This window comes from Terrabacter sp. Root181 (assembly GCF_001428505.1).
GTDB lineage: Bacteria > Actinomycetota > Actinomycetes > Actinomycetales > Dermatophilaceae > Terrabacter.
In genome coordinates this window covers 1-16,792 of the sequence record NZ_LMHU01000009.1, presented here as the reverse complement: position 1 = coordinate 16,792, position 16,792 = coordinate 1, and the positions used below count along the sequence as shown (strand labels likewise).

General features: G+C 70.2%; 18 protein-coding genes, 1 tRNA gene and 2 pseudogenes. 14 read left to right on the top strand and 7 right to left on the bottom strand.

Going from position 1 to position 16,792, the window contains the following annotated elements:
• The 9 genes from ASD90_RS18285 (at window position 1) to ASD90_RS24425 (ending at window position 6,602) form a co-directional block, all read left to right on the top strand.
• Window positions 1-762, top strand: coding sequence for an SDR family oxidoreductase (locus tag ASD90_RS18285; RefSeq protein WP_056759682.1), 762 nt, complete (start codon window positions 1-3; stop codon window positions 760-762).
• Entirely contained in the window at window positions 762-1,883 is a 1,122-nt protein-coding gene (locus ASD90_RS18280; RefSeq protein ID WP_056759680.1) for a carbohydrate kinase family protein, read from the top strand. The genes ASD90_RS18285 and ASD90_RS18280 overlap by 1 nt, the downstream gene beginning before the upstream one ends.
• Window positions 1,880-2,881 carry an SIS domain-containing protein gene (locus ASD90_RS18275; protein WP_200958656.1) on the top strand — a complete coding sequence of 334 codons (1,002 nt, stop codon included), beginning with the start codon at window positions 1,880-1,882 and terminating at the stop codon, window positions 2,879-2,881. Before ASD90_RS18280 ends, ASD90_RS18275 begins: the two co-directional genes overlap by 4 nt.
• Window positions 2,878-3,807, top strand: a complete 930-nt coding sequence (locus ASD90_RS18270) for a ketose-bisphosphate aldolase (protein ID WP_056759678.1) — start codon at window positions 2,878-2,880, stop codon at window positions 3,805-3,807. The genes ASD90_RS18275 and ASD90_RS18270 overlap by 4 nt, the downstream gene beginning before the upstream one ends.
• Window positions 3,795-4,697, top strand: a complete 903-nt coding sequence (locus ASD90_RS18265) for an acetaldehyde dehydrogenase (acetylating) (RefSeq protein WP_056759677.1) — start codon at window positions 3,795-3,797, stop codon at window positions 4,695-4,697. Before ASD90_RS18270 ends, ASD90_RS18265 begins: the two co-directional genes overlap by 13 nt.
• Entirely contained in the window at window positions 4,694-5,746 is a 1,053-nt protein-coding gene (gene dmpG, locus ASD90_RS18260; protein ID WP_056759676.1) for a 4-hydroxy-2-oxovalerate aldolase, read from the top strand. The genes ASD90_RS18265 and dmpG overlap by 4 nt, the downstream gene beginning before the upstream one ends.
• A gap of 219 nt (window positions 5,747-5,965) precedes the next feature.
• On the top strand, window positions 5,966-6,241 hold the full coding sequence (locus tag ASD90_RS24435; RefSeq protein ID WP_235506784.1) for a trimeric intracellular cation channel family protein: 276 nt from the start codon (window positions 5,966-5,968) through the stop codon (window positions 6,239-6,241).
• Window positions 6,217-6,450, top strand: coding sequence for a trimeric intracellular cation channel family protein (locus tag ASD90_RS24430; protein WP_235506782.1), 234 nt, complete (start codon window positions 6,217-6,219; stop codon window positions 6,448-6,450). Before ASD90_RS24435 ends, ASD90_RS24430 begins: the two co-directional genes overlap by 25 nt.
• 8 nt (window positions 6,451-6,458) lie before the next feature.
• Complete coding sequence (locus tag ASD90_RS24425) at window positions 6,459-6,602, top strand: hypothetical protein (RefSeq protein ID WP_235506779.1); 144 nt, start codon at window positions 6,459-6,461, stop codon at window positions 6,600-6,602.
• Between the two features lie 118 nt (window positions 6,603-6,720).
• Here ASD90_RS24425 and ASD90_RS18250 read toward each other — a convergent pair whose 3' ends face one another.
• Window positions 6,721-7,410 (bottom strand): DUF981 family protein, encoded by a 690-nt coding sequence (locus ASD90_RS18250; RefSeq protein WP_056760258.1) that lies wholly within the window; start codon window positions 7,408-7,410, stop codon window positions 6,721-6,723.
• A gap of 101 nt (window positions 7,411-7,511) precedes the next feature.
• A complete protein-coding gene (locus ASD90_RS23645) occupies window positions 7,512-7,676 on the bottom strand; it encodes a hypothetical protein (RefSeq protein ID WP_157610611.1) in 165 nt (54 codons plus the stop codon).
• A 90-nt stretch (window positions 7,677-7,766) separates the two neighbouring features.
• Here ASD90_RS23645 and ASD90_RS18245 point away from each other — a divergent pair, with 90 nt between their 5' ends.
• The 3 genes and pseudogenes from ASD90_RS18245 (at window position 7,767) to ASD90_RS23105 (ending at window position 9,200) form a co-directional block, all read left to right on the top strand.
• Complete coding sequence (locus ASD90_RS18245) at window positions 7,767-8,330, top strand: TetR/AcrR family transcriptional regulator (RefSeq protein ID WP_056759675.1); 564 nt, start codon at window positions 7,767-7,769, stop codon at window positions 8,328-8,330.
• 355 nt (window positions 8,331-8,685) lie between these two features.
• Window positions 8,686-8,859: pseudogene (locus ASD90_RS23110) on the top strand (helix-turn-helix domain-containing protein); the annotation flags it as partial.
• The gene (locus ASD90_RS23105; protein WP_082588852.1) at window positions 8,790-9,200 is read left to right on the top strand and encodes a tyrosine-type recombinase/integrase; all 411 of its coding nucleotides are present in this window, start codon (window positions 8,790-8,792) and stop codon (window positions 9,198-9,200) included. The pseudogene ASD90_RS23110 and the gene ASD90_RS23105, both read left to right, overlap by 70 nt.
• A gap of 14 nt (window positions 9,201-9,214) precedes the next feature.
• On the opposite strand, the gene ASD90_RS18235 is transcribed toward ASD90_RS23105, so the two are convergent.
• Window positions 9,215-9,290: transfer RNA gene (locus ASD90_RS18235), tRNA-Arg, on the bottom strand.
• Between the two features lie 380 nt (window positions 9,291-9,670).
• Here ASD90_RS18235 and ASD90_RS18230 point away from each other — a divergent pair.
• Together ASD90_RS18230 and ASD90_RS18225 are read left to right on the top strand one after the other, a co-directional pair.
• A pseudogene (locus ASD90_RS18230) lies at window positions 9,671-10,929 on the top strand (IS256 family transposase).
• Between the two features lie 343 nt (window positions 10,930-11,272).
• Window positions 11,273-12,001, top strand: coding sequence for a class I SAM-dependent methyltransferase (locus ASD90_RS18225; RefSeq protein WP_056760256.1), 729 nt, complete (start codon window positions 11,273-11,275; stop codon window positions 11,999-12,001).
• 255 nt (window positions 12,002-12,256) lie between these two features.
• Here ASD90_RS18225 and ASD90_RS18220 read toward each other — a convergent pair whose 3' ends face one another.
• The 4 genes from ASD90_RS18220 to ASD90_RS23640 form a co-directional block, all read right to left on the bottom strand.
• Window positions 12,257-13,330, bottom strand: a complete 1,074-nt coding sequence (locus ASD90_RS18220; RefSeq protein WP_056759672.1) for a hypothetical protein — start codon at window positions 13,328-13,330, stop codon at window positions 12,257-12,259.
• On the bottom strand, window positions 13,323-13,829 hold the full coding sequence (locus ASD90_RS18215) for an RNA polymerase sigma factor (protein ID WP_056759670.1): 507 nt from the start codon (window positions 13,827-13,829) through the stop codon (window positions 13,323-13,325). Before ASD90_RS18215 ends, ASD90_RS18220 begins: the two co-directional genes overlap by 8 nt.
• A 179-nt stretch (window positions 13,830-14,008) precedes the next feature.
• Window positions 14,009-15,082 (bottom strand): hypothetical protein, encoded by a 1,074-nt coding sequence (locus ASD90_RS18210; RefSeq protein WP_056759668.1) that lies wholly within the window; start codon window positions 15,080-15,082, stop codon window positions 14,009-14,011.
• Window positions 15,075-15,230 carry a hypothetical protein gene (locus ASD90_RS23640; RefSeq protein WP_157623229.1) on the bottom strand — a complete coding sequence of 52 codons (156 nt, stop codon included), beginning with the start codon at window positions 15,228-15,230 and terminating at the stop codon, window positions 15,075-15,077. Before ASD90_RS23640 ends, ASD90_RS18210 begins: the two co-directional genes overlap by 8 nt.
• Window positions 15,231-16,792: the final 1,562 nt, after the last annotated feature.

Here is a 16,792-nt window from a genome sequence, read left to right as displayed (position 1 = left end):
ATGGCCACGCCTCCCGCCCCCGAGCGTCGGGTCGCCCTCGTGACCGGCAGCAGCCGCGGCATCGGTGCAGCTGCGGCACGTGGCCTCGCTCGCCGCGGCCACGACGTCGTCGTGACGTATGCCGTCCGGCGCGACGCCGCTGCGGAGGTCGTCGACGTCTGCGCCGCCGAGGGCGTCCGGGCCGTCGCACTGCCGTTCGACCAGGGCGTCCTCGGTGGGGTCGACCGGCTCTTCTCCGAGCTGGACGATCGATTCGGCCGCCTCGACGTGCTGGTCAACAACGCCGGCATCCTCCCCCCGGCCGCCCGGGTCGTCGACCTCACGGCGGAGCGCCTCGTGCGCACGCTCACCGTCAACGCAGCGGGGGCCGCGCTCTGCGCCGCCCGAGCCGTCGAGAGGATGAGCACGGCACGCGGGGGCCACGGGGGCGTCGTCGTCAACGTGTCGTCGCGAGCGGCCGAGCGCGGCGCCGCAGGCGAGTTCGTCGACTACGCGATGAGCAAGGCGGCTCTCGACGTCCTCACGACCGGCCTCGCCCAGGAGGTCGCCGGCGAAGGCATCCGCGTCGTCGGGGTGCGCCCCGGGCTCATCGACACCGACATGAACGCAGACCAGCCCGGGCGCCTCGAACGCCTGGCTCCGACGGTGCCGCTCGGTCGCATCGGCACCCCGGACGAAGTCGCCGAGGCCATCTGCTGGCTCGCCTCGGACGCCGCCGGCTACGTCACCGGTGTGACCATCGACGTGTCGGGAGGGCGCTGATGTCCATCCACGGTGCCATGGACCAGGGAGCCGGCGGACCGACGGCCGGCACGATCCTCGTCGTGGGAGAGCTGTGCCCCGACATCGTCGTCACCGGGGTGCCCACGTCCGGGACGAGCCTGCGCTTCGGGCAGGCGGAGGACCTGGTCGGCGCGACGACGATGACGCTCGGCAGCTCGGCCGGCATCACGGCCTGCGCTGCCGCGGCCAGCGGTGCCGACGTCGCCCTCCTGGCGGTCGTCGGCGACGACGAGCTCGGACAGACCTGCCGCGGCTGGCTCAGCCGGCGGGGCGTGCGCACCGAGCTCGTCCGCGTCGACGAGGCCCGGCCGACCGGCTCGTCGATCGTCCTCGTCAGGGCCGACGACAACACGGACCGCCAGATCCTCACTCACCTCGGTGCGATGGAGTCGCTCCGGTCGGATGAGGTCACCGACGCCGTCCTCGCCGCCGTGCGCCATGTGCACGTCAGCTCCTTCTTCCTGCATGTGTCTGCGAGAGAGTCCTTGCACGAGAGGCTCGCCCGTGCTCGCCAGCTGGGCCTGTCGACGAGCCTGGACACGAACGACGACCCTGACCGTGTGTGGGCGAGCGGTGCTCGGGAGGCCGTCGCGCAGTCGGACGTGCTGTTCGTCAACGACGCCGAAGCCGTGGGCCTGGCCGGCCTCGGGCCGGGCGGCTCTCCCGATGCGGCAGTCGAAATCCTGCTCGCATCGATGCCGACCGGGACAGACCCGCGACTGCCCGCCGTCGTGCACAAGCGCGGCGCCGAGGGGGCGGCGGTCCGTTTCGGGGGTGGAGCCGTGCACATCCATGCTCCGGAGGTCGCAGTGGTCGACACCGTGGGCGCCGGGGACACCCTCGCGGGCACGGTGCTCGCCGCCCTCGTGAGCGGTGCCGACTGGCCAGTCGCGCTCTCCCTCGGTGTCGCGGCGGCGAGCCTGTCCACGCAGGGGGCAGGAGGCGTCGCCGCGCAGGCCGGACGCAAGGACGTCGGCGACCTCGCCGCCACGCTCAGCGCATCCGCCTCCTCGAGCGTGGCCACCACGCGGAGCGCGGACGAGCGCCCACCACACGAACCTGCATTCGAACCGTACAAAGCCTGGGAGGGCACACCGTGACCACGACGACCGAGCCCACCTCTGCTCAGGACCCCGCCGGCGCCCTGAGTCCTGCGACGCGAGCCGAGATCGCGAGCCAGCCTGCGCTCTGGCGCCGCGCCATCGAGATGGCGCACGACGGCATACCCGGGCTGCCGACCGCAGGAGAGCGCGTGCTCGTCCTGGGCTGCGGCACCTCGTACTACGTGGGTCTCGCCTACGGCTCGATGCGCGAGGCCGCCGGCCTCGGTCCCACCGATGCACTCATCGCGAGCGAGATCCCGCCCGTGCTACGGGCGTACGACCGGGTCATCGCCATCAGTCGATCGGGCACGTCGTCCGAGCTGCTCGACGCCGTGCGCACGCTGCGCGAGCAGCAGCCCGGTGTGCCGGTCACGGCCCTGCTCGGAGAGCAGGGGACTCCGCTCGCCGACCTCGCGAGCGACATCGTCGACCTGTCGTTCGCCGACGAGCAGAGTGTCGTGCAGACCCGCTTCCCGACCGTCCAGCTGGTCCTGCTGCGGGCAGCTCTCGCTGCCCAGACCACGAGCGTGGACGCCGCCACCTACGACCGGGTGCCGCTGGCTGGGCTCGACTCGCTGCCCGAACGTGCCCAGGCGGCGCTGGAGAGTGCCCTGCCCGCCACCGGCATCAGCCAGCTCGTCATCCTCGGCCGGTCGTGGGGCCAGTTCGTCGCGGAGGAGGCAGCTCTCAAGGTCCGGGAGTCTGCCGGCGCGTGGACCGAGTCGTACGCGGTGGGGGAGTACCGTCACGGGCCCGTGGCCACCCTTGGGCCCGGGACCCTTGTGTGGGGCCTCGACCGGCTGCCCGACGACATCGTCGCCACCGTCGAGACAGCAGGTGGCACAGTCGAGCACGGCTGCGGTGAACCGCTCGTCGAGCTCGTCCGACTCCACCGCTACGCCGTTGAGCTGGCGGCCGAGGCCGGGCGGGACGCGGACCGGCCGCACCTGCTCTCGCGCTCGGTCGTGCTCGGCGAGAACGGGGAGCCCGGATGAGCGTCGTGCGCACCGACGTCCTCGTCCGCGGCGCCCGAGCCGCGGGTGAGGCCGTCCTCGCGGTCAACGTCGTGACCCTCGAGCACGCGGAGGCGGTGGTGGCGGCGGCCGAGGAGGCGGGGCGCCCGGTGATCCTGCAGGTGAGCGAGAACGCCGCGGCCTTCCACGGTGGCGCGCTCGCCCCGCTCGCTGCCGCGTGCCGACTCGTGGCCGAGACGAGCAGCGCGCGGATCGCCCTGCACCTCGACCACGTGACGGACTGGGCCCTCCTGCGCCAGGCTGCCGACTGCGGCTTCTCGTCGGTCATGTTCGACGCGGGCGCCCGGCCCTACCGCGACAACGTCCGGGACACCGGCGCCGCTGCGGACTGGGCCCACGGCGCCGGCCTGTGGATCGAGGCCGAGCTGGGCCATGTCGGGGGCAAGGACGCGCCGGTCGGCAGCGCACACGCCGAGGGCGTGCGCACCGACCCGGTCGAGGCGCGGACCTACGTCGAGGCCACCCGCGTGGACGCGCTGGCCGTCGCGGTGGGCAGCCGCCACGCCATGCGCACCCGCTCGGCGCAGCTCGACCACGACCTCATCGCCCGGCTCAGGAACGCGAGCCCCGTGCCACTCGTGCTGCACGGCTCGTCGGGCGTCGCCGACGACGAGCTGCGGTCCGCCGTCCGCCACGGCATCACGAAGGTCAACGTCGGGACCGCTGTCGGCGTCGCCAACACCGCGGCGGTGCGCGCCATTCTGGCGGCGGACCCGGATCTGCAAGACCCGCGGCACTACCTCGCGGTGGCGCGCGCCGCCATGCGTGACGCGGTGATGGCGCTGCTCGTCGCCCTGCCGGTGGGCGGGGTCCGCACCCCGCAGCGCTCGACCCCCTCGACGTCGACCATCTCGCACGACCCTTCGGAGGAAGCATGCCCCGCGTGACCGCTGCCATCGTCGGTCCCGGCAACATCGGAACCGACCTGATGGCCAAGCTGCTCCGCTCTCAGCACCTGGACCTGCGCTGGATGGTCGGCGTCGACGCCCGGTCCGACGGGCTGGCCCGAGCGCGGTCGGCGGGGCTCGAGACGTCCGCGGAGGGCGTCGGGTGGCTCGTCGCCCGGCCGGAGCTGCCCGACATCGTGTTCGAGGCCACGTCGGCGGCCGCCCACGCCGCCCACGCGCCCCTCTACGCGCAGGCCGGGATCAGGGCGGTCGACCTGACCCCGGCGGCGGTCGGTCCGTTCGTCTGCCCACCCGTCAACCTCGACGCCGTGCACGACGAGCCGAACCTCAACCTCATCACGTGCGGCGGCCAGGCGACGATCCCCATCGTCGCGGCGGTCTCGCAGGTCGCGCCCGTCGACTATGCGGAGATCGTCGCCTCGATCGCGTCGCGCTCGGCGGGTCCCGGTACCCGGGCCAACATCGACGAGTTCACGCGGACGACCTCACGCGCCATCGAGAGCGTCGGAGGGGCCGCCCGCGGGAAGGCGATCATCATCCTCAACCCCGTCGACCCGCCCATGGTCATGCGCGACACCGTCTTCTGTGCCGTCCCCGTGGACACGGACACCGACGCCGTCACCGCGTCCGTCGTCGCGATGCTCGAACGGGTGCAGGGCTACGTCCCCGGCTACGCCCTCAAGGCGGAACCCCAGTTCGACCCCGTGCAGACCCCGGACGGTCAGCGCCTGCGCGTCACCGTGCTCCTCGAGGTGACGGGGAACGGCGACTACCTCCCGCCCTGGGCGGGCAACCTCGACATCATGACCGCTGCCGCTGCCCGCGTCGGCGACGTGCTCGCCCACCAGCTGGAGAAGGTGACCCCGTGACGACCGCTCCCCGACCCAGGCACCCAGGGGCCGTGCGCCTGACCGACACGACGTTGCGCGACGGCAGCCACGCGATGCGTCACCAGTGGACCGTCGAGCAGGCCCGCGCCGTCGTGCGGGCCCTCGATGACTCCGGCGTCGAGGTCATCGAGGTGTCGCACGGTGACGGCCTCGGTGGCTCCTCGTTCAACTACGGCTTCTCCGGCACCGACGAGCTCGAGCTCATCCGGGCCGCGGTCGAAGAGACACGACGGGCTCGTGTCGCAGTCCTGCTCCTGCCCGGAGTGGGGACCGTCGAGGACCTGGACCGGGCGCACGACCTCGGCGCCTCCGTGGCGCGCATCGCGACCCACTGCACCGAGGCCGACGTGTCCGCCCAGCACTTCGGGCGCGCCCGCCGGCTCGGCATGGAGACGGTCGGCTTCCTCATGTTGTCGCACCGCATCGGGCCCGACGCGCTTGCCGCCCAGGCGCGGATCATGGCCGACGCCGGCTGCCAGTGCGTCTACGTGGTCGACTCGGCCGGCGCGCTCATCCTCGAGGCCGCCGGCGACCGAGTGTCTGCGCTCGTAGCAGAGCTCGGCACGGATGCCGAGGTCGGCTTCCACGGCCATCAGAACCTCTCGTTCGGTGTCGCGAACTCAGTCCTCGCGCAACGAAACGGCGCGAGCCAGATCGACGGCACGCTGTGCGCCGTCGGCGCGGGCGCCGGCAACGCGCCAACTGAGGTGCTGGCCGCGGCCTTTGAGCGTCTCGGTGTCGAGACCGGTGTCGACGTCCAGGGGATCCTCCGCGCGGCCGACGAGGTCGTGCGCCCCATGCTCCTCAGACTGCCGTGGATGGACCGGGCAGCCATCGTCCAGGGCACTGCGGGTGTCTACTCGAGCTTCCTGCTGCACGCCGAGCGTGCTGCGAAACGTTACGGGGTGCCTGCGCATGCGATCCTCCGCGCTGTCGGAGAAGCCGGTTACGTCGGCGGGCAGGAGGACATGATCATCGACGTCGCGATCAGGCTAAGGGACGGTGCACCGTCCGACTCCGTCGCCTGACAACGCGGCCAGCTGGGTGGGGGGCTGGCCCAGGCCATGCGGGCGATGAGCAAGGGCGCGCCGGGACCTGCAACACGGTAAGCAGTCCCGCACTCCGAGGACCACTGCGTTGGCAGGCACGACGGGCAGGGCAGCCTGACACCTCCGTCCGACGGCTCACCCGCCCGTCCGGGCGTACCGTGTCGGCACGGCGAGCCCGGATCCCCAGGAGCAGCCCGCGTGAGTGTGAGCGCGACGACCGGCCTGCTCCTTCTCGACCTCGCAGGTACCGCCGTCTTCGCCCTCAACGGAGCGCTCACTGCCCTTCGCGCGGCGCGGCTGGACCTGGTCGGGGTGCTGACGCTCGGCATGATCACGGCCCTGGGCGGCGGCATCATCCGCGACGTCATCATCGCGTCTCTGCCCCCAGCGACGTTCCGTGACTGGCGGTATCCGGCGGTCGCCGGTGCCGGTGCCCTCATCGCCTTCGGGTGGGGCCGAAGCTCGACCGGCTGAGCTTCCCGATCGAGGTACTCGACGCCGAGGGCCCCAGCCTGTTTGCCATCACGGGAGCCACCAAGGCCATGGATGCCGGGCTCGGGCCCCTTCCGGCCGTCATCCTGGGCGCGGTCACCGCGGTCGGGGGTGGCACGATCCGCGATGTGCTCATCGGCCGGGTCCCGACGGGCCTGCGGAGAGCGGCCTCTGTGCCGTCCCGGCCCTGATCGGCGCCGTGACCACCGTGGTGAGCCTCGAGATCGGCCTGCACGGCTGGATCCCGGCGTTGGCTGCCGGCCTGGCGTGCTTCGCCGTCCGCCTGATCGGGATCCGCTTCGACCTCAACGTGCCGGTCCCCCCGGGGTCACCCGACGAATGAGACGGCATGGCGCATCCCGGCGCGCGGCGCGGCGCCAGGTCCTCAGGCCCTCAGCTCGTCCGAGTGGCCCTGCCCCGCGAACGCGCGGGGCAGGGCCCGGACGCCCCAGGTCGGCAGGTCACCACAGGTGCATGGTGCCGTGCGCGATGTTGAAGTACATCCCGATGTGCGTGTAGTAGTTCATCGCCCCGAAGAGCAGGAAGACGGCGCCGCCGACGACCCAGGCCCGGACGGCCCACGGCAGCAACGACGGCCGGTTCAGCAGCTGCGCGATCGCGAAGAGCAGGGCGCCGACCGCGACCACGCCCCACAGGCCGCCGAGGAACAGCGCCTCCAGGATGGGCAGGTGGCCGAAGCGGCCGCTGATGGGTTCCTCCGCTGGTGCCGCCCCGAGCTGGAACCGAACGAACGTGATGGCCAGGACGCCCATGGCCAGCCCGAGTGCGCCCACGAAGACCGAGATCGGCTTCAGGGCCGCAAGTGCGGTCGCGTTGGCCTCGTCCGGCTCGCCGGCGAACAGGGCTCGGTGACGCCACAGGTACACGGCGGCGAACAGGAGCAATGCGCCGAAACCCGCGGCCGGCTGGCCGAACGCGACGTTCGCGTACTCGAACCCGTCGCCGCCGAAGGGCCACGTCACCGTGGTGTGCAGACCCAGCGCGAGCAGCAGCAGCCCGGTGACGCCGAAGAAGGCGGCCCAGCCTTCGCTGTCGATGCGCTTGCCTCGGATGAGTCGGGCGAGGAACCAGGCAAATCCCAGAAGTCCCGCTCCCGCCGAGACCGCAACCAGCTCGTTGTAGACGACCACGTCGTCCACCTTCCTTTCATCGGCGGAGCTGTTGGCTCCGCCGCTCGTTCGTTCAGTTCCGTGGTGTTCCGGCCGGGTGCAGCAGCGGCACCCGGTTGCAGTCAGCGCGAGGTCTCCGACCGGGCAGTCCCGGGTGTCCCGGTGCGGGTGCCGGTACGACCTTTGTGTCGGTCAGGCCGGGTCGCGTCGATCAAGCCGAAGACGAACCACGCGACCACGAAGAGGATCGCGAGGGCGCCGGGGACGAGGACGTCGCTGGGTGTCATGAGGATCTCCATCTCTGGTTGCAGGCTCAAAATATCGATACACTCTCTGTAGCGATATTGCCCAGGCTTTTGTTCCCGAGAGGACCGTGTATGCCAACTGCGGCCGGCCGACCGCGCGACCCGTCCGTCGACGAGCGCATCTCTCGTGCGGCGCTGCTCCTGCTGCGTGAGAACGGGCCCCAAGCCGTCCATATCGACGCGGTGGCGGCCCGCTCCGGAGTGGCTCGTACGACGATCTATCGCCGCTTTCGGGATCGAGCCGCTCTGCTCACCGCGACCCTCGAACTCTTCGTCGATGCACCCTTCCCCGCCGCGGACCTGCCGGTCGAGGACAAGCTGCGGTGGGTGCTCGACCAGGTCCGAGAGCTCGTCGAGGAGCAGCTGGGGCGAGGTGCGATTGCTGCGGTGCTCGCGGACTCCGACCCCGCGTTCAGCACGGCCCTGCGTGCCCGCCTGAGGCGCCGGCTCGAGGCCCTACAGGTGCAGATCGACGCCGACGTCGCCAGCGGTCGACTGAGGGATGGGATCGACGTGGAGTCGCTCGCCGGCGTGGCCTTCGGGGCCTACCTCGGGGAGGCGCTGCGGCACGGCAGGGTTCGACCCGGCTGGGCTGACGGGGTCGCCGACCTGCTCCTCAGAGGCATCAGCACCTAGCCCTGCCCTGGACATTCACCGTGCTTCCCGCCCGATGGCCTCGAATGGCCGTGGACGAGATCCCCTCTAACGTGGTCTGAACCTCCTCCCGCCACGGCTGTAGCAAGGCGGCCTCGACAACGTCCCAACTCGGTATGACAGGACGACTTCGACCATCGCCAATGCGTGGTGAATGTGCCGCGGGCGTGCCCGACACCAGGGGAGCGGGCGAGGTCAAGCAGGCCGCGTCTAGTTGTACTGACCGGGCACGTTGGTTGAGGGAATGCGACTCCGCGTTGTGAGCTGCTGACGTGGGAGGGCCTCCCACGGTGGAGTGGAACTGCTCAAGGTTCACTTCGCCAAACAGGAGGCCCTCGTGTCCCACGCTAACGCTGCCCTGACCCCACGCGCCCGGCTCCGGGTGGCCCAACTCGTCGTGGACAACGGGGTGGCGATCACGGAGGTCGCGGCCCGGTTCCAGTGCTCGTGGCCGACCGTCAAACGCTGGGCCACCCGGTACGCCGCCGGCGAGGCGATGACCGACCGGACGATCTGCTCTTCCCGGCACCGGAGGGCGGCTACCTATCTGCGCAGAACTGGCGTAGAGCGGTTCACTGGACGACCACGGGACTCGGGCGTCGTCCCCACGACCTCCGGCACACCGCGGCCAGTCTCTGGATTTCAGCTGGCGTGGACATCAAGACCGTGTCCTCGTGGCTCGGTCACTCGACCGCGAAACTGACTCTCGACACGTACGGCCACCTCATGGGGACGGACGCCGGCAGGGCGGCGCTCGATCGCGTGAACACGGCTCTTAGGCACCCCACGGGCACCCGGCAGGGTTCGGTGTTGCCGCGGATCGCAGAGTTCGGCGCTGAAAACAACCCCTGAACTGCGGAAACGTGTGGTGCCCCCGGCAGGATTCGAACCTGCGACACCCGCTTTAGGAGAGCGGTGCTCTATCCCCTGAGCTACGAGGGCGGGGCATGGCTGAAACCCTTGCTAGAAACCTCGCTGCAAGGGTCGCTGTGACCCTCGCTGTAACGAGGCCCTGTCGGGCCGGCCAACGGGGACAGGCTACTGGACCCGTGGGGTGGTCCCGCGCGGGGCTGCCGCCAGCACCATGACACGCATCATCAGCGGCATGAGCGCAAAAGTCAGTCGACCATCTCCACCCGGAGTGGGGTGCCCGCAAGCTCCTCCACACGCGAGACAAGTGCGGGCGCTACCTCGCAGCAAGAGTTGAGTCCATAGCGTTGGTGTACGACGACACCGGTGGCGTGTCCCTGCCGGATGCAGGTGCGGTCACCGCGTGATCCTTCGAGTGAACCTCTCACAGCACCCTCGAATGGAGCATCGCGATGACCGCGAACACCAGTATCGACCCTGCCGCCTTCCTGCACGAGCAGCTGGCCCAGGCCAGTCCCGATCTGATGCGCGAGCTGCTCGGCACGTTCATCAACGCGCTGCTGTCCGCGCAGGCCGACAGCGTGTGCGGCGCCAGGTACGGCGCCCGCAGCGATGAGCGCACCAACCGACGCAACGGCTACCGTCACCGTGACCTCGACACCCGCGCCGGCACCTTGGACGTAGCAGTGCCGAAGCTGCGTGAGGGGACCTTCTTCCCGGACTGGCTGCTTGAGCGGCACCGCCGTGCGGAGGCGGCGCTGACGACGGTCGTCGCGACCTGCTACCTGCTGGGCGTCAGCACCCGGCGGATGGACAAGCTCGTACGGACGCTCGGGATCACCGGCCTGTCCAAGTCGCAGGTGTCGGTGATGGCCAAGGACCTCGACGAGCAGGTCGCCGCGTTCCGCACCCGACCCCTGCACGAGGGCCCGTACACGTTCGTCGCGGCCGACGCGTTGACGATGAAGGTCCGCGAAGCCGGGCGGGTCGTGAAGGTGGCGGTGATGGTCGCGACCGGCGTCAACGCCGAGGGATACCGTGAGGTCCTCGGGATCCACACCGCGACAACCGAATCGAGCGCCGGCTGGCTCAGCTTCTTCCGGGACCTGGCCGCCCGCGGCCTGTCCGGTGTCGCGCTCGTCACCTCCGATGCGCACGCCGGCCTGGTCGAGGCGATCGGCGCGACCCTGCCGACCGCGTCGTGGCAGCGCTGCCGGACCCACTACGCCGCGAACCTCATGCCGTGACGCCGAAGTCGCAGTGGGGCTGGGTGCGGGCGCTGCTGCACAGCGTGTACGACCAGCCGGACGCCGACTCCGTGAACGCGCAGTTCGACCGGGTCTTGGAGGGCTTGTACGAGAAGCTCCCGCAGGTCGCGGAGCACCTGGAGCTGGCCCGCGCCGACATCCTCGCGTTCACCGTGTTCCCGAAGGAGATCTGGCGTCAGATCTGGTCGAACAACCCGAACGAGCGGCTCAACCGTGAGATCCGCCGGCGCACCGACGTCGTCGGGATCTTTCCCAACCGCGACGCTGTGATCCGGCTCGTCGGGGCGGTCCTGGCCGAGCAGCACGACGAGTGGGCCGAACAGCGCCGCTACCTCGGGCTCGAGGCCCTCAAGAACGCCCGCGCCGTCCTAACCGCACGCACCACCGAGGACCGACACGAGGAGGTGAACTCCGGCCTGATCACCAGTGCAGTCACCGCCTAACCGAACAACCTCAAGGATCCCCGTCGTACACCACGGACCCGGACTTGACCCGCAGCAAGATCCCCGCGCAACGACTCGGATGCGTGGGGGCGGGTCACCGACAAGACGCACGCTCGAGGCCGGCTGGAACTCGCTCAGGTGGAACCGGGCTTGGTCCCAACCGTTCTCTGAGAACTCGAGGTGTCCCCCCTCGGCGACTAGGTCGAATCGGTAGGTCACGCTCGCAGCGTACGGCCGATGACCGCCCGCGACTGGTGCGCGTGTCGCGGCGCCAGACTCTTCTGTGTGCAGCAGCGGCGTCGTCCACGTCCACGTGCCCAACGACCTGACACACTGCCGTGGCATGACCTCCGAGACGCAGGCCGCCGAGCAGCAACCGGACCACTATGACGCCTTCGCTGATGCGTACACGCGGGCGAACGAGAACGGCCTGTTCAACCGGTGGTACGCCCGACCGGCGGTGCTGGACCTGCTCGGGGACGTCGCCGGGCGCCGGATCTTGGATGCTGGCTGTGGTTCCGGGCCGCTCCTCGCCGACCTGAAGGAGCAGGGCGCGAACGTGGCTGGTTTCGACGCGAGCCCCGCGATGATCCGGCTCGCCCGCGAGCGGCTCGGAGACGAGGCCGACCTCAAGGTGGCCGACCTGACCCAGCCCCTTCCGTACGACGCCGAGGCGTTCGACGACGCGGTGGCCGTGCTCGTGCTGCACTACCTCGAGGATTGGTCGCGGCCGCTGGCCGAGCTGCGCCGCGTGCTGAGCCCCGGCGGTCGGCTGGTCGTGGTGGTCAACCACCCGATCATCCCGCCGGTGATGTATCCCGAGGTCAACTACTTCGCGACCGTGGCGAACGCGGAGGAGTACGACTTCGACGGCGTATCTGCGACGCTCACGATCTGGTACCGCTCGCTCAGCGCGATGTCGGAGTCGTTCACGGCCGCGGGCTTCAGGATCTCGGGGATCAGCGAGCCGCCGGTGTCGCCCGATACGCCGCCAGAGCTGCTGCCTCCGAGCGAACCCGACCCCACCCGTTTCATCGGGTTCATCTTCTTCGCCCTGGAGGCCGTCTCCTAGGTACGCGCCTGGGTCTCACCTACCGGGGCCGGGGCCCGGAGACGGGGCAACGCGCTTGCTCATCGGCACGACCCATCAACGGCATGAGCGAGCGTCCCGCCCTCAACGCGACATGACCGGGCGAGCGTGGCCGCCCTCAACGGGCAGAAGAGGGCGCTTCTGGGTTGCCGATCGGATCGAGGCCCTTGGAGAACCGGCCGCCGAGCCGAATCCGCATCCACTGCTGGCGCAGCGGGTGGAGCGCGCCCTGGCCCGTCAGAGCGGGTGAAGGGTTCCGGGTGACTTGAGCGGGTGGGTCATCGGGGGCAGGTCGGCCCAGTGGGGCGGGATGAGGAACCGGTCTCGGGGCTGATGCTCGTAGTATCCGGCCACTTGCGGTAAGGGGGTTTGGCGGATCTGCCAGGTCTTGCCGTGGTCGAGGCTGACGACAAGCTGGTCCCTGTTGTCGGTGACGTTCTGGTAGTAGGCGACCTCGCAGTTCGGTCCGCCCTCGGCCATGGTCGTGGAGTAGGGGGCGGTCGGCAGGTCGGCGCTCGCGAACGACCCGTCGCGCTGCTGGATGACCAGGCGGAGGTTGGCGCCGACCCCGGCCAGGCCCCAGAGCCCGCAGCCGAGGGCGGTCGGGGTCGCCCAGCGGGTGTCGGGGACCTGCGGGATGGCGAGCCGCCCCAGGGTCCTCGCGTTCAGGTCGAGGGTGCACAGGCCAACCTGGTCTGCGCACTCGATGCTCGGGGCCCCGAAGCCGTGGGTGGCGGGGCGGTCCGAGACCGTGAGCTGCACCGGCTGGCGCATCGTCGCCGACACCAGGTAGGGGCCGGGGTGTTGGTGCGCCCAGTACCAGACGCCGGGTGCGACCTCGCGGAGCAGTCCGTCCCCAGCAACGGAGGGCTGCTGGCTCGAGTTGGTGACGGCCCCGAGGGTGACGAGCCGGTGTCCGGAGCCGTCCACGACAGCGATGGCTTCGCGGCCGAGGCAGTCATGGTGTGGGTCGGGGTGGGGGCAGCGTTCCCACACCGTCAGAACGGTCCGGGAGTCGGTGTGGGACTCGAGCTGCTTGACGACGAACGCGTCGGGGTGGTCCACGATCTGGTCCGCGGTCCAGTCCGGCACGAGCAGCTGCGGTGCCGGCAGGGCCGGGATCTGCTTGTGGTGCAGCTGGCCCAGCCCGGCGAGCGCCAGCGCCAGGGCAAGGACGGCGGCGACCGCGGCGGCGACGGAGAAGGCCGCGCGGCGGTGCCGCGCTCGGCGGCGGCCCGCGATCATGACCTCGAAGGGTGGCGGGTCAACGGACCGCTCGGTGTCGCGCGCGAAGCTGCGCAGGTCAGACATGATCGGCCCCCTCGTGGTCGATGAGGTGGGCAGCCATCTTGACGCGGGCCCGGGCCAGACGAGCCTTGACCGTCCCCTCCGGGACGGACAGCTCGTGCGCGATCTGCGCGACGCTGAGGTCGCCGATGTAGTGGAGCACGACGGTCACCCGGACGGGCAGGCTCAGCTGGCTCAACGCGTACACGAGAGCGAGGTGGTCCTCCGGGGCCTGCGGCCCGAGGTCGATCTCGAGCTCTGCACGGAACTTCGGCAGGATGCGCCCGGCGACCCGGGCGCGGCGCCAGCGGTTGCGCAGCACGTTCAGGGCCACCGTCCGCAGCCACGCCTCCTTGTTGGCGGCCAGTGTGAAGTCCTGTCGATGCGTGAGCGCGGTCAGGAACGACTCTTGCACGAGGTCCTCCGCCTCGGACCGGTTGCCGCACAGCGCCACCATCTGGGTCACGAGGCGCCGGTAGGACAGCTCGTACACCGCGCGGACCGCGTCACCCTCGTCGTCCATGAGCTGACCACCTGCCGAATCTCCCTGACGATGCTTCCACTGAGACGAACCCCCGGACGGTGTTTCGGTTGCATACGCTCGAGTGACCTCGTGCGTCCATGTGCTTCGTCGGGGGTTCAGATCCTCGAAGGGGCGGAGATTTCGACGCGGAGGGCGAGGTGGACGCGAGTCCGGAAGCGTCAGAGCGGCTGAAGACCTCGAGGAGCCGCGAGCGGCTGTGGCATCGGGGGCAAATCCGCCCACCGTGGCGGGATCAGAGTCCTGAACCGGGGCTGCCGCTCGGCGTAGCCCGTCCCCTGGGGCATCGCAGTCTGCCGGATCTGCCATGTCTTCCCTTGGTCGAGGCTTACGACGAGCTGGTGTGTGTTCGCGACGCTGGTCTGGAAGTAGGCGATCTCGCAGCCGGGGCCACCCTCGGCCATGGCGGCCGCGGCGCTGTCGTCCGGGATGTCGGCGCTGGCGAAGGAGCCGTCGCGCTGCTGGATCACCAGGCGGAGGTTGCCGCCGACCCCGGCGAGGCCCCAGAGCCCGCAGCCTGTGGCCGTCGGGGTCGCCCAGCGCGTATGTGGGACCTGCGGGATGGCGAGCCGCTCGAGGGTCCTCGCGTTCTGGTCGAGGGTGCACAGGCCTACCCGGTCTGCGCACTCGATACTGGGGACCCCGAAGCTGTGGGTGGCGGGCCGGTCCAGGACGGGCAGCTGCACCGGCTGGCTCATCGTCGCCGACAGCAGGTACGGGCCGGGGTTGTCGTGCGCCCAGTACCAGAGCCCGTCGTCGACCTCGCGGAGCAGCCCGTCATCACCCAGCGAGGGCTGCTGACTCGACCCCGTTACCGCTCCGAGGGTGACGAGCCGGTGGCCGGAGCCATCCACGACACCGATGGCCTCGCGGCCGAAGCAGTCATGGTCCGCGCGGGGTTGGGTGCAGCGCTTCCACACCGTCAGGGTGGTGCTCGGGTTGGGGCGGGACTCGAGCTGCTTGACGACGAACGCGTCGGGGTGGTCCACGATCTGGTCCGCGGTCCAGTCCGGCACGAGCAGCTGCGGTGCCGACCCGGACGGGACCTGTCTGTGGCCGAGCTGTCCCAGGCCGGCGCCCGCCAGCGCCAGGGCGAGGACGGTGGCCACCGCGGCGGAGAGGGAGAGGGCCGATCGGCGCCGGCGGGCCCGGCGCTGGATCGCGATCATGACCTCGAAGGGCGGCTGGTCAACCGACCACTCGGTGTCGCGGACGAAGCTTCGCAAGTCAGACATGGTCGGCCTCCACGTGGTCGCCGACGTGACCGGCCATCTGCGGCAGACTGCGCTCGCTCAACGCGTACACGAGGGCGAGGTGGTCCTCGGAGGGCCGCCGGTAGGACAGCTCGTACACCGCGCGGACCGCGTCGCCCTCGTCGTCCATGAGCTGACCACCTGCCGATTCGCCCTGACCATGCCTCCACTCCGGACGAACCCCCAAGCGGCCTGATGGTTGCATCCGCCCGGCAACCCGGGTGAGACAACCCGTGAGCTGCGCTGCTTCGCCCTGACCTTGACGTGCTCGTCGACGAGCTCGACATCGTGATGGTCTTCGGCCCAGTCGTCGCCCACGAACGACATCGCACAGATCCTCTTTGCCCCCTGCCGACACCAGCATTCCGTTCAGCAGCGCGGACGAGGACTCCCGCATTGCGTGGCGCGGTCGGCCCCACGCCAGCACGTTTACGGGAACCCGATAGCGGGCACATGGAAGCTATGCGACTACGCGACCACAACAAGGGAGACCTGGCCCTTACGGCTCTGACGCTGGCGGTCGCCACCGCGGCAGCCGCGAGTGAAGCCGCCCGCTGGGCCAGCTGCCGTCACCGCCGACGTCACGACTCCGCGCACGTGCGGCGGCCAACGTCGAAGTAGTCGCCCGCCCGCAGGCGACAGCGGCGTCGATCGAGGCTCAGCTTCGAACCGCCAAACGCCGCAGTGCTGCCCACTCGGTGCGTACATGTCAGTGCGTCCGCTCGGCGGCAGATCCTGACGTCGCTGGCCGCTGCCGGGTACCACGCGGTCACTACGGTTCTGTCATGTCGTGGACAGACGCGTACGTCTTCGTGGATCCGATGGTGGACCTGCGGTCAGACGCCGAGCGTGCCCGCATGGTGGGTGCAGAGCTGCGGCGTGAGGTCGGTCCAGGGCATGTTCTGCACGGACAGCACTGGGAAGTCGTGGCTGAGGCATCACCTCAAGATGAGGTGCTCGTAGCGGCCGGCGAGCTCGCGTTCCTCGTTCACCTGACATGGACCCGGCAGGTTGAGGTCTCGCCTTGGCCGACAGCATTGCGGGTGGACGAGCGCAGAGGACTTCGAGGGCCTCGTCGAGTTCAGGTACTGATACACGGCGGCGCGACTGCCTCGAGTGGAACGCGCGCCCGTCGGGGCATGGTCGGACGTCCCGTCCTCGACGTGGCATCTCTGTGAGTCGCTTGTCCCAACTCTGCACACCCGCACCGTATGTTGTCCGCGTGCGCAGACCGCTCTCCGCCATCGTGGCCGACGTTGTCAGTGTGGCCATCGGAGGGTGCACTACCACGGGTGATCGCTTCACGGGGTGGTGACGACGACTGCGCCCCGGCTCTGTCTCGGTGCTCCACTGGCCTCTGGCGAATGCTTCGTGGCGACAGCCCAGTTCGTTGAAGGGCTGCGGCTGAACCAATGCGTCACTGTTGTGTATCACGCATCGGACGGCCCACTTCCGGCCCTCGTGGAACGGTCACAGCAGTCGAACCGTCGTCGGATTGCTGATCGTCGAGGCCGCATACTCACGCCTGGTCGGCCGTCCTTCGATGGGAGGGCGTCCGGACTCAATCCGGCATGGTCGGACGTCCCGTCTTCAACGCGGCAGACATCCCAGGTTCTGGTTGTGTCAAGTGGTGGAGGCGATGATGTGACTCCAGGCGGTGCCCTCGTCGTAGAGGGATCCGGTTTTGAGGCA